Below are 12,635 nucleotides of genomic sequence, written 5' to 3'. Positions count from 1 at the left end.
GAATAGCGAACGCACTGTTGCTGCTCGCTGAACAGTGTCAGCCGAGGTGGCTTTGCGACGCCGCGTACAGTTCGCGGAACGTGCGCCCGGTCGGTGTCGGCATGTCGCGCGTGTCCATCCAGCCGCCCATCAACGGCAGGCGCCGCAGCATGCCGCCGTTGCCGCCCAGCCGCTCGAGGACGCGCACCGCCAGCTTGGTCGTCAGCGCATACAGCATCGGCCGCCGCGCGAGGAAACCCCACGCGGCGAGCGCCGCCCGCTCGCGCCACGGCCGCAGATGGCGCTCGACCTGCTTCTCGCGCAGCGTGCGCAACAGGTGCGACAACGGAATCCCGACCGGACATACGCTGTCGCATTCGCCGCACAGCGTCGCCGCCTGCGGCAGGTCGAGCGCGCGATCGAGCCCGACGTAGCTCGGCGTCAGCACCGATCCCATCGGCCCCGGATAGACCCAGCCGTACGCATGACCGCCAACCTTCTGGTACACCGGGCAATGGTTCATGCACGCGCCGCAGCGGATGCAGCGCAGCATCTCCTGGAATTCGCCGCCGATCAGGCCCGTGCGGCCGCCGTCGACGAGCACCACGTAGTTGTGCTCGGGGCCGTCCTCGTCGCCGGGCCCGCGCGGCCCGGTCAGCAGCGAGAAATAGTTCGACGTCTTCTGCCCGGTCGCGGAACGCGGCAGCAGCCGCATCGCGGTCGCGAGATCCTCGAGCGTCGGCAGCACCTTCTCGATGCCCGTCACCGCGACATGCACGCGGGGCATGACCGTGCACATGCCCTCGTTCCCTTCGTTCGTCACGATCGCCACCGAACCCGTCTCGGCGATCACGAAGTTGCCGCCCGTCACGCCCATGTCGGCCGACATGAAATGCGGGCGCAGCACCTCGCGCGCCTCGCGCGTCATGTCCGGAATCTCGGTGAGCCGCTCGCGCCGGTGCGTGCGCGCGAACAGGTCGGCGATCTCGTCCTTGTCCTTGTGCACGACGGGCGCAATGATGTGGCTCGGCGGCTCGTTGTCGTTGATCTGCAGGATGTATTCGCCGAGGTCCGTCTCGATCGACTGCACGCCCATCTCGGCGAGCACCGCGTTCAGCCGCATTTCCTCGGACACCATCGACTTGGTCTTGATGACCTTCTTCACGTCGTGCCGGCGCGCGATGTCGGCCACGAGCCGCGCGGCGTCGGCGGTCGTTTCGGCGAACAGCACCGTCGTGCCGCGCCGCGTCGCCTCGCGCTCGAATGCCTCGAGCCACACGTCGAGATTCTCCAGCGCGCGGTTGCGGCGCGCCTCGAGCGCGGCGCGCGTGGCCGGGAAGTCGATCAGGGTCATCGCGTCGGCGCGGGCGGACACGAACTTCGTCGACAGTTTCTTCAGGTTCTGCTGCAGGCGCTGGTCGGCCAGCTTCTGGCCGGCGCGCGCCTTGAAATGCATCGATTGGACTTGCATCGCGGTATCGGGGAAAGTGAGCGGAACCGGGCGTCAGACGTCGCCCGCCAGCACCTGCGCGACGTGCAGCACGCGCGTGTCGCGGTCGCCGGTGCGGCGCAACCGCCCTTCGATGTTCAACATGCAGCCGAGATCGCCGAGCACGACCGTGCCCGCGCCCGACGCGCGCACGTTCGCGCATTTCTCGTCCGCGATGGCCGCCGAGATGTCGCCGTACTTGACCGCGAACGTGCCGCCGAAGCCGCAACAGTGCTCGCAATCCTTCATCTCGGTCACCGCGACGCCGCGCTGCGCGAGCAGCGCGCGCGGCTGCGCCTTCACGCCGAGCTCGCGCAGGCCCGAGCACGAATCGTGATAGGTGACCGGCCCGGCGAACTCGCCCGGCGCGAGCGACACCTTCGCGACGTTCGCGAGGAAGTCGGTCAGTTCGTGGACTTTCTGCTGGAACCGCGTGTAGCGCCCCATCAGTTCGGGATCGTCGCGAAATAGGTCGCCGTAGTGCGCGCGGATCATCCCGCCGCACGAACCCGACGGCGCGACGATGTAATCGAACTGCTCGAACTCGCGCAGGGTCTTTTCCGCGAGGTCGCGCGCCAGCGCGCGGTCGCCCGAGTTGTAGGCCGGCTGGCCGCAGCAGGTCTGCGCGGGCGGCACGATCACCTCGTAGCCGGCGTCGCGAATCAGCTTGAGCGCCGAAAAACCGATTTCGGGGCGCATCAGGTCGACCAGGCAGGTCACGAACAAACCGACTCGCATACGTGCTCCTTCGAGAAAACGGCTCTCATTATCCGACGTTTGACCGGCAAGACCAACGCCGGCCCGCGCGCAAGCCCGCGGCGCACGAAACGAGGACTTCCTCGAACGGCGTTCGCTTTTTTCACGATACGAGATACAATCGGTCCAACACCGCCTGACGCGTCAATCGATTCCTCCCCCGACATGAGCCAACCCACCCCCGATTCAAAAACGTCGATCCAGGTGATCGAACGCATGATGCGGTTGCTGGACGCGCTCGCCGCGCACAGCGACCCCGTCAGCCTGAAGGAACTCGCGCAGCGTACGGAACTGCACCCGTCGACCGCGCACCGCATCCTCAACGACATGGTGACCTGCCGCCTCGTCGACCGCTCCGATCCCGGCACCTACCGTCTCGGCATGCGGCTGCTCGAGCTCGGCAATCTCGTGAAGGCGCGCCTGTCGGTGCGCGACGCGGCGCTGATGCCGATGCGCGAGCTGCACCGCCTCACCGGGCAGACCGTGAACCTGTCGGTGCGCCAGGGCGACGAGATCGTCTATATCGAGCGCGCGTACTCCGAGCGCTCGGGAATGCAGGTCGTCCGCGCGATCGGCGGCCGCGCGCCGCTGCATCTCACGTCGGTCGGCAAGCTGTTCCTCGCGGCCGACGAGACGTCGCGCGTGCGTGCCTATGCGACGCGCACGGGGCTGTCGGGCCATACGCAGAACAGCATCACCGATATCGCGAAGCTCGAGCGCGAGCTGACGATCGTCCGCCAGCAGTCGTGCGCGCGCGACAACGAGGAGCTCGAACTCGGCGTGCGCTGCATCGCGGCCGGCATCTACGACGATTCCGGGAAGCTCGTTGCCGGCCTGTCGCTGTCGGCGCCGGCCGACCGGCTGCAGGACGCGTGGCTCGGCCAGTTGAGCCGGACGGCACTCACCATCTCGGAATCGCTCGGCTACCGGCCGGCGCCCGAGAAAGACGTGGACGGGCTGCAGCGGCAGGCGTAAGCCTCGCCGTCGGCCCGGCACCGGCCCCGGCTCCCGATTCGTCGGACAAAAAAAGCCCCGCGATTGCGGGGCTTCTTCGTTGCGGCGATCGGCATGGCGGCGAACCGCCGTGGACGATCAGGTACCGCCGTTCGGCGTGTTGGCCGCCGTCAGGCGCTCGCCGCCGCCGGCATCGAGCCAGTTGCGCAGGCGCGAGGCGTCGGCGAAGCGCGAGTACTTGCCGAACGAATCGAGCAGCACCATCACCATCGGCCGGCCGTGGATCGTCGCCTGCATCACCAGGCATTCACCCGCTTCGTTGATGAAGCCCGTCTTCTGCAGGCCGATGTCCCACGAGCCGTTGCCGCGGATCAGCGCGTTGGTGCTGTTGTAGACCAGGTTGCGCTTGCCCGTGTACACCTCGTAGGTGCGATCGGTCGAGAACTGACGGATCATCGGATACTGGTACGCCGCATTGACCATCTTCACGAGGTCGCGCGCACTCGACACGTTCGAGCTCGACAGGCCGGTGGAATTCTCGAAGTGCGTGTCGGTCATGCCGAGCGACTTCGCCTTCGCGTTCATCGCCGCGATGAACGCCGGACGGCCGCCCGGGTAGTAACGCGACAGCGCTGCCGCCGCGCGGTTTTCCGACGCCATCAGCGCGATGTGCAGCATGTCCTCGCGCGACAGCACCGAGCCGACCGACAGGCGCGAGCCCGTGCCCTTCTCGTAGTCGCGGTCTTCGTCGGTGACTTCGATCTGATCGGCCATCGGCGCTTTCGAGTCGAGCACGACCATTGCCGTCATCAGCTTCGAGATCGACGCGATCGGCACGACCGCGTGCGAATTCTTGTCGAACAGCGGCTCGCCGGTATTCTGGTCGACGACGTACGCGACGCTCGAGCGCAGCGCGAGCGCGTCCGGCGTGTCGTGCAGGCCGAACGCCTGGCCGACCGTCGGGCGGCGCGGCTGGAACGCGACCTTGCGCACCGCGCCGCGATGGCCGCCGTGCACGCTGTTCGCCGCGAGCGTCACGCGCTTTCGCGACGCCTTCGCGCGCGGCGCATCGGCCGACGCGACCTTGGCGGATTTGTCGGAGGTCGCCCCGGCCGACTTCTTCTTCGCGGACGAAGCAGGAGCGACGGCCTTTTTCTTGGCGGCTTGGGTCTTCGCAGTGGCGGCGAAGGCGTCAGCAGGCGTGACGGACGCGGTGGTCGCCAGCAACGCGACTGCGACCGACACAGCGGTGCCGAGCGTCATGCTCTGCAACAATCTGCGCGGTGAAAACGATTCGGCTTTCATTGGGGTCTGGACAAAGCGGGCGGGAGGTTTCCGCAAGTGTAGTTAAAGCTTAAAAAAAGAGCAATATTAGGCACTTACCGATCGTCTTTAAACCGGAATGTAAGAGTCGGCCAACCTCTGGCCAATCAACTCTCCCGCTCCCATCGAAAAAATCCATGGGACGCACTGCCCGACAGCGCCCGTCTCCCGATTACCGCACGGTTAATTGAGATAACGTCACTTTGGAGGCGATTTAAAGCGGGGAAACTACGTATCCGGGGCTCGGCGTGCCAAGGGCGCCGGTCTCGACCGTGGCGGCGGCACGTCGCCACGGCACGCGCATCGAAACGGCGCGTTTTTCGACAGGAACAGAAGGATAACGTTCCATGGGCCTGTCAGGTTTACCTGTGCATGATCATGGTGCGACGCGTTTGCCCCGCCGCCGTGCGCACCATGTGGGAACGCGCCTGAAACCGATTCCGAACGGGCGCGATAACTCGTTGTTTTATCGATAATTTGTCGCGATTGTGCAACGCACAAAAAATGCTTGACATCCGCTTTCTCTGCCCTAAAATAGGCCTCATTGCTGCGTTGCACAAAGCACGCGGCGCCGAAGTTCCCCAGCGTAGTGCCCTTTATCCTGCGATCGACGCGATCGCTTTTCAGGAGCCTGACATGTCCTTGCTGACCCCCGAGCAAATCGCCGCCGCCCAAAAAGCCAACCTCGAAAGCCTGTTCGGTCTGACGACCAAGGCGTTCGAAGGCGTCGAGAAGCTGATCGAACTCAACCTGCAAGTCGTGAAGTCGACGCTGGCCGAAGGCCAGGAAAATGCACAGCGCCTGCTGTCGGTGAAGGACGCGCAGGAACTGATCGCGCTGCAGGCGAGCCTGTCGCAGCCGGTCGCGGAAAAGGTGCTGTCGTACGGCCGTCACCTGTACGAAATCGCATCGTCGACGCAAGCCGAATTCGCGAAGGTTGCCGAAGCGCAATTCGACGAGCAGAACAAGAAGGTCCAGGCGCTCGTCGACAACGTCGCGAAGAACGCCCCGGCTGGTTCGGAAACGGCCGTCGCCGCACTGAAGTCGGCACTGAACGCTGCGAACACCACGTACGAAACGGTTCAGAAGGCCACGAAGCAAGCAGTGGAAATCGCTGAAACGAACTTCAACGCCGCTGCCGCCGTCGCCACGAAGGCTGCCACCGCCGCTGCCGCACGTCGTTCGAGCAAGCCGGCCGCGTAAGCGTCCCCTGCTCCTGAAAGAGCCGCGCGCAGCGCGGCTTTTTCGTTTCCGGCGCCGGAACGTGCGCGGGCGGCAACTGCCCGCCACATTCGAGCCTGTCGCGCGCCGGGCAAATGAAAACGCCGTCGGCCGGATGACCCGGGCGACGGCGTTTTTTCACGGCCGGCGCGTGGCCGGCCGTACCGCTCGCGTTACTTCTTGCGTTGCGGCGGCAGGTCCGTACAGACGCCTTCGTACAGTTCGGCGGCCATGCCGACCGATTCGCCGAGCGTCGGGTGCGGATGGATCGTCTTGCCGATGTCTTCCGCGTCCGCGCCCATCTCGACCGCGAGGCACACTTCGCTGATCAGGTCGCCCGCGTTCAGGCCGACGATGCCGCCGCCGATCACGCGATGGGTTTCCTCGTCGAAGATCAGCTTCGTGAAGCCTTCGTCGCGGCCGTTCGCGATCGCGCGGCCCGACGCGGCCCACGGGAACACGGCCTTGCCGTACTTGATGCCTTCGGCCTTGCACTGGTCTTCCGTCTTGCCGGCCCACGCCACTTCCGGATCGGTGTACGCCACCGACGGGATCTGCAGTGCGTCGAAATACGCCTTCTCGCCGTGCGCGGCTTCCGCGGCGACGTGGCCTTCGTGCACGGCCTTGTGCGCGAGCATCGGCTGGCCGACGATATCGCCGATCGCGAAGATGTGCGGCACGTTCGTGCGCATCTGCTTGTCGACGTCGATGAAGCCGCGATCCGTGACCGCGACGCCGGCCTTGTCGGCGCCGATCTTCTTGCCGTTCGGGCTGCGGCCCACCGCGACGAGCACGAGGTCGTAGCGCTGCGCTTCCGCGGGCGCCTTCTCGCCCTCGAACTTCACGTAGATGCCGTCTTCCTTCGCTTCCGCGCCGACCGTCTTGGTCTTCAGCATCACGTTGCCGAAGCGCTTCGCGTTGTACTTTTCCCAGACCTTCACGAGATCGCGGTCGGCGCCCATCATCAGGCCGTCCATCATTTCGACGACGTCGATCTCCGCGCCGAGCGTCGCGTACACCGTGGCCATTTCGAGGCCGATGATGCCGCCGCCGATCACGAGCATGCGCTTGGGCAACTGGCGCAGTTCGAGCGCGCCCGTCGAATCGACGATGCGCGGGTCTTCCGGCATGAACGGCAGTTTCACCGCTTGCGAGCCGGCGGCGATGATCGCCTGCTTGAACTTGACGACCTTCTTGCCGTTTTCGCCCTGCACTTCCATGTGGAACGGATCGACGAACGCACCGACGCCGGTGACCACTTCGACCTTGCGCGCCTTCGCCATGCCGGCGAGACCCGTCGTCAGTTTCTTGACGACGCCGCCCTTGAAGTCGCGCAGTTTGTCGAGATCGACTTGCGGCTTGCCGAACGTGATGCCGTGCGACGCGAGCGCCGCGGCTTCGTCGATGACGAGTGCCGTGTGCAGCAGCGCCTTCGACGGGATGCAGCCGACGTTCAGGCACACGCCGCCGAGCGTCGAATAGCGTTCGACGAGCACGGTCTTCATGCCGAGATCGGCGGCGCGGAACGCGGCCGAGTAGCCGCCGGGGCCGGCGCCGAGCACGAGCATGTCGCACTCGATGTCGGCGGCACCTGCGTAGCTGCCGGCTTGCGGCGCGGGTGCCGGCGCGGCTGCGGCCGGCGCCGGTGCGGCGGCTGCGGGCTTCGGCGCTTCGGGTGCTTTCGCGGGAGCGGCTGCGCCTGCCGAGGCTTCGACGATGGCGATGATGGTGCCTTGCGAGACTTTCTCGCCGGCTTTGACCTTGACTTCCTTGACGGTGCCGGCGACGTCGCTGGGCACTTCCATGGAGGCTTTATCGGATTCGAGCGTGATGAGGGTTTGTTCTTTTTCGATCACGTCGCCGGGTTTGACGTTGACTTCGATGACATCGACGCCGCTGAAATCGCCGATATCCGGAACCTTGACTTCGATGAGACTCATGACTGTCCCCTTCTTGATTGACTGCGGAGAGAGAGGGAGGGGCTGGCGAAAAAGCGGATCCTGACGCCATGCGGCCTGACAAGAGCACGGGACGTTGGGCAGGACCACCTTTGCCGTCCGCCCAAGGACGCGCCTTTCTTTTGGTTACTTTTCTTTGGAAGACAAAGAAAAGTGACCGCCGCCCCGCGCAGGGGCGACGCTAGCAGACCGTTGGCAAAACAGGTTCAACGAAAGGGCGTGGAGCACCAAAAACAAACCCACGCCCTCGCGAGCCCCCTCCCCGCTCATCAAAGAATGATGCGACGGAAATCGGCGAGCAACGCCCCGAGATACGCATTGAACCGCGCGGCCTCGGCGCCATCGATCACGCGATGGTCATACGACAGCGACAGCGGCAGCGTGAGCCGCGGCACGAACTGCTTGCCGTCCCACACCGGCTTCATCTGGCCGCGCGACAACCCGAGGATGGCGACTTCCGGCGCATTGATGATCGGCGTGAAGTGCGTCCCGCCGATGCCGCCGAGCGACGAGATCGAGAAGCAGCCGCCCTGCATCTGGTCCCGCTTCAGCTTGCCGTCGCGCGCGGCCTTCGACAGCTCGGCCATTTCCTTCGCGATATCGACGAGCCCCTTCTTGTCCGCATCGCGGATCACCGGCACGACGAGACCGTTCGGCGTGTCGGCTGCAAACCCGATGTGGTAGTACTGCTTGAACACCAGGTTGTCGCCGTCGAGGCTCGCGTTGAAGGTCGGGAACTTCTTCAGCGCGGCGACGACTGCCTTGATCACGAACGCGAGCATCGTGAACTTCACGCCCGCCTTCTCGTGTTCCTTGTTCAACTGGACGCGCAGCGCTTCGAGCTCGGTGATGTCCGCTTCGTCGTTGTTCGTGACGTGCGGGATCATCACCCAGTTGCGATGCAGGTTCGCGCCCGAGATCTTCTTGATGCGCGACAGCGGCTTCGCCTCGAACGGGCCGAACTTCGAGAAGTCGACCTTCGGCCACGGCAGCAGGTTCAGCTCGCCGCCGCCTGCCGGCGCGGCTGCCGCGGCCGGTGCCGCGCGCTGGCCGGTCATCACGCCCTTCACGAAACCCGTGATGTCTTCCTTCGTGATGCGTCCCTTCGGACCGCTACCCTGCACGCGCGCGACTTCGACGCCGAGTTCGCGTGCGAACTTGCGCACGGACGGCGACGCGTGGCTCGCGCGGTATTCACCCGACGGCGCAGCGGCCGGCGCGGCAGCAGCCGGTGCGGGCGCGGCCTGCGCGGGCGCCGGTGCGGCAGCAGGCGCGGGCGCCGGCGCGGCCGGAGCCGGCGCGCTGGCCTGCGGCGCGGCGGCAGCCGGTGCACCCGCGGTTTCGAGCAGCACGATCAGCGTGCCTTCCGACACCGAATCGCCCACCTTCACCTTGATGTCCTTCACGACGCCAGCGGCCGGGCTCGGCACGTCCATCGTCGCCTTGTCCGATTCGAGCGTGACGAGCGACTGTTCCTTCTCGACCGTGTCGCCGACCTTCACGCCGATCTCGATCACCGGAACGTCCTTGTAGTCGCCGATGTCGGGCACCTTCACCTCGAGCGTACCGCCGGCGGCTGCCGGGGCGGCGGCGGGCGCCGCGGCGGCCGGTGCCGGCGCTGCTGCCGGAGCCGGAGCCGCGGCCGGCGCAGCCGCGCCGTTCGCCTGGGCGCCTGCGCCGCCTTCGAGCAGCACGATCAGCGAACCTTCCGACACGGAATCGCCGACCTTGACCTTGATTTCCTTCACGACGCCGCCGACCGGGCTCGGCACGTCCATCGTCGCCTTGTCGGACTCGAGCGTGACGAGCGACTGCTCGGGCTCGACCGTATCGCCGACCTTCACGCCGATCTCGATGACCGGCACGTCCTTGTAATCGCCGATATCCGGCACCTTCACTTCGATCGCTTGACTCATCTGTTTCTGTCTCCATGGCCGCGCGCGCTCCTCGCGGGAGCGGCGCGCGGCATTACACGGCGTGTGCGTTTAAACGGTCATCGGGTTGGGCTTGGACGGATCGAGGTTGTACTTGGCGATCGCATCCGCGACCACCTTGCGCTCGATCGTGCCTTCGTCGGCCAGCGCGTTGAGCGCGGCGACGGTGACCCAGTGACGGTCGACCTCGAAGAAGTGACGCAGCTTCTCGCGGGTGTCCGAACGACCGAAGCCGTCGGTGCCCAGCACGACGAAGCGGCGGTCGATCTGGCCGCGGATCTGGTCGACCAGCGCACGGACGTAGTCGGTCGACGCGATGACCGGGCCCTGCGTGTCCTTCAGGCACTTCTGCACGTGCGACAGGCGACGCTCCTCGGTCGGATGGAGCAGGTTCCAGCGCTCGACGTCGTGGCCTTCGCGCGCGAGCTCGGTGAAGCTCGGCACGCTCCACAGGTCGGCGGCGACACCCCAGTCGTTCTTCAGCAGGTCGGCGGCGGCGATCACTTCGTTGAAGATCGTGCCCGCGCCGAGCAGCTGGACGCGCGGCGCCTTCTTGTCGGCGTCGGCCTTCCTGAACGCGTACATGCCCTTGATGATGTCGGCCGCCACGTGCTCGCCCTGCGGAATCGCCGGGTGCTCGTAGTTCTCGTTCATCACCGTGATGTAGTAGTACACGTCTTCCTGGTCCTGCACCATGCGGCGCAGGCCGTCCTGGATGATCACCGCGAGTTCGTAGCCGAACGTCGGATCGTAGCTCACGCAGTTCGGCACCGATGCCGCCCACAGCAGCGAGTGGCCGTCTTCGTGCTGCAGGCCTTCGCCGTTCAGCGTCGTGCGGCCCGCCGTGCCGCCGAGCAGGAAGCCGCGCGAGCGCATGTCGCCCGCGGCCCAGGCGAGGTCGCCGATCCGCTGGAAGCCGAACATCGAGTAGAAGATGTAGAACGGCACCATGATCTCGCCGTGCGTCGAATACGACGTCGCCGCCGCGATCCAGTCGCACATGCCGCCCGCTTCGTTGATGCCTTCCTGCAGGATCTGGCCGGTCTGCGATTCCTTGTAGAACATCAGCTGGTCGGAATCTTCCGGCACGTACTTCTGGCCTTCCTGGTTCCAGATACCGATCTGGCGGAACAGGCCTTCCATGCCGAACGTACGCGATTCGTCCGGAACGATCGGCACGACGCGCTTGCCGAGCGCCTTGTCCTTCAGCAGGATGTTCAGGATCCGCACGAACGCCATCGTCGTCGAGATCTCGCGACCTTCGCCCGTGCCCTTCAGGAGCGGCTCGAACGCGTCGAGCGCCGGCACCGGCAGCGACGTCGCCTTCTCGCGGCGGTGCGGCAGGTAGCCGCCGAGGTCCATGCGCTTCTGGCGCATGTATTCGAGTTCCTTCGAGCCTTCCTCGAACTTCAGGTACGGCACGTCGGCGATCTGCTCGTCGGTGATCGGCAGGCGGAACTGGTCGCGGAACTTCTTCAGTTGCTCGACCGGCAGCTTCTTCTGCTGGTGCGTGATGTTCATCGCCTGGCCCGACTCGCCCATCCCGTAGCCCTTGATGGTCTTCGCGAGGATGACGGTCGGCGCGCCCTTCGTGTTCGTGGCTTCGTGGAACGCCGCGTAGATCTTGTGCGGATCGTGGCCGCCGCGGTTCAGCGCCCAGATGTCGTCGTCCGACCAGTCGGCGACGAGCGCCTTCAACTCAGGCGTGTTGAAGAAGTGCTCGCGAACGTACGCGCCCGACTCCGACTTGTACGTCTGGTATTCGCCGTCGACGCACTCCATCATGCGGCGCATCAGCGCGCCCGACTTGTCGCGCGCGAACAGCGCATCCCAGCGGCTGCCCCAGATGACCTTGATCACGTTCCAGCCGGCGCCGCGGAATTCCGATTCCAGTTCCTGGATGATCTTGCCGTTGCCGCGCACCGGGCCGTCGAGACGCTGCAGGTTGCAGTTGATCACGAACACGAGGTTGTCGAGCTTCTCGCGGCTCGCCATGCCGATCGCGCCGAGCGATTCCGGCTCGTCCGTCTCGCCGTCGCCGAGGAACGCCCACACCTTGCGGCCTTCCGTCTTCGCGATGCCGCGCGACTCGAGGTACTTCATGAAGCGCGCCTGGTAGATCGCCATGATCGGGCCGAGGCCCATCGACACGGTCGGGAACTGCCAGAAATCCGGCATCAGCCACGGGTGCGGGTACGACGAGATGCCCTTGCCGTCGACTTCCTGGCGGAAGTTGTCGAGCTGCTCTTCCGACAGGCGGCCGAGCAGGAACGCGCGCGAGTACACGCCCGGCGACGAGTGGCCCTGCACGAACACGAGATCGCCGCCGTGCTGGTCGGACGCCGCGTGCCAGAAGTGGTTGTAGCCGACGTCGTAGAGCGTCGCGGCCGATGCGAACGATGCGATGTGGCCGCCGACGTTCGTGTCCTTGCCTGCACGCAGCACCATCGCGAGCGCGTTCCAGCGCGTGTACGAACGGATGCGGTGCTCGATGTCCTGGTCGCCCGGAATCTTCGCCTGGGCTTCGACCGGAATCGTGTTGATATACGGGGTATTGGCGGAGAACGGCAGGTGTTCGCCGTGCATGCGGGCGAATTCGATCTGCTTTTCGATCAGGTAGTGCGCGCGGCCAGTGCCCACGGAGGAGATCACGCCATCGAGCGACTCGAGCCACTCGACGGTTTCTTGCGGGTCGTCGTCACGTTCGGCGGCGACATATTTCATCACTTCGTTCGGTACAGCGGACATTCTCGTCTCCTGGGTCCTGGAATGTGAGGATCGCTCTCGTGCAGACGACGCGACGCGACCGGCTGCGGGCAAGCTCCGACGGATTGTAATGAGCGTGGACGGGCCTGCGCAACAAAATTTTCGAATTGTGAGATCTTTTCTCGCCATGCGGAATATTGCTGCGCTGCACCCTTGTTTCGGGGCTCCGCGGCCCGTCTCGTCGGAACAAAACCGTTTCCGTTCAACATATCCGGTAGCGGTTTTCCATGTATTGCGCTGCGCTACAATCCTGCC

At 65.5% G+C, this 12,635-nt stretch carries 8 protein-coding genes; 2 read left to right on the top strand and 6 right to left on the bottom strand.

The window, feature by feature from the left end:
• Positions 1 to 37: 37 nt before the first annotated feature.
• Positions 38 to 1,450 carry a lactate utilization protein B gene (locus C5F75_RS07315; protein WP_059583318.1) on the bottom strand — a complete coding sequence of 471 codons (1,413 nt, stop codon included), beginning with the start codon at positions 1,448 to 1,450 and terminating at the stop codon, positions 38 to 40.
• A 33-nt stretch (positions 1,451 to 1,483) separates the two neighbouring features.
• Complete coding sequence (locus tag C5F75_RS07310; RefSeq protein WP_059583317.1) at positions 1,484 to 2,206, bottom strand: (Fe-S)-binding protein; 723 nt, start codon at positions 2,204 to 2,206, stop codon at positions 1,484 to 1,486.
• Positions 2,207 to 2,389: 183 nt separating this feature from the next.
• On the opposite strand from C5F75_RS07310, the gene C5F75_RS07300 reads away from it, so the two are divergent.
• Positions 2,390 to 3,199 (top strand): IclR family transcriptional regulator, encoded by an 810-nt coding sequence (locus tag C5F75_RS07300; RefSeq protein ID WP_006478384.1) that lies wholly within the window; start codon positions 2,390 to 2,392, stop codon positions 3,197 to 3,199.
• A 117-nt stretch (positions 3,200 to 3,316) separates the two neighbouring features.
• Here the strand turns inward: C5F75_RS07300 and pbpG are convergent, their stop codons facing one another.
• A complete protein-coding gene (gene pbpG, locus C5F75_RS07295; protein ID WP_059583315.1) occupies positions 3,317 to 4,483 on the bottom strand; it encodes a D-alanyl-D-alanine endopeptidase in 1,167 nt (388 codons plus the stop codon).
• Between the two features lie 654 nt (positions 4,484 to 5,137).
• On the opposite strand from pbpG, the gene C5F75_RS07290 reads away from it, so the two are divergent.
• Positions 5,138 to 5,704, top strand: coding sequence for a phasin family protein (locus C5F75_RS07290; RefSeq protein WP_034188948.1), 567 nt, complete (start codon positions 5,138 to 5,140; stop codon positions 5,702 to 5,704).
• A gap of 191 nt (positions 5,705 to 5,895) precedes the next feature.
• On the opposite strand, the gene lpdA is transcribed toward C5F75_RS07290, so the two are convergent.
• The 3 genes from lpdA to aceE form a co-directional block, all read right to left on the bottom strand.
• Positions 5,896 to 7,662: a dihydrolipoyl dehydrogenase gene (gene lpdA / locus C5F75_RS07285; RefSeq protein ID WP_059583314.1), complete on the bottom strand. Its 1,767-nt coding sequence runs from the start codon at positions 7,660 to 7,662 to the stop codon at positions 5,896 to 5,898.
• A 287-nt stretch (positions 7,663 to 7,949) separates the two neighbouring features.
• Complete coding sequence (aceF, locus tag C5F75_RS07275) at positions 7,950 to 9,596, bottom strand: dihydrolipoyllysine-residue acetyltransferase (protein ID WP_104012024.1); 1,647 nt, start codon at positions 9,594 to 9,596, stop codon at positions 7,950 to 7,952.
• Positions 9,597 to 9,665: 69 nt separating this feature from the next.
• Positions 9,666 to 12,362: a pyruvate dehydrogenase (acetyl-transferring), homodimeric type gene (gene aceE / locus C5F75_RS07270; RefSeq protein ID WP_059583310.1), complete on the bottom strand. Its 2,697-nt coding sequence runs from the start codon at positions 12,360 to 12,362 to the stop codon at positions 9,666 to 9,668.
• Positions 12,363 to 12,635 lie beyond the last annotated feature (273 nt).

Source organism: Burkholderia anthinoferrum (genome assembly GCF_002925705.1).
GTDB lineage: Bacteria > Pseudomonadota > Gammaproteobacteria > Burkholderiales > Burkholderiaceae > Burkholderia > Burkholderia semiarida.
Note: the sequence above shows the minus strand (reverse complement) of the source record. Positions and strands in the feature narration are given on the sequence as shown.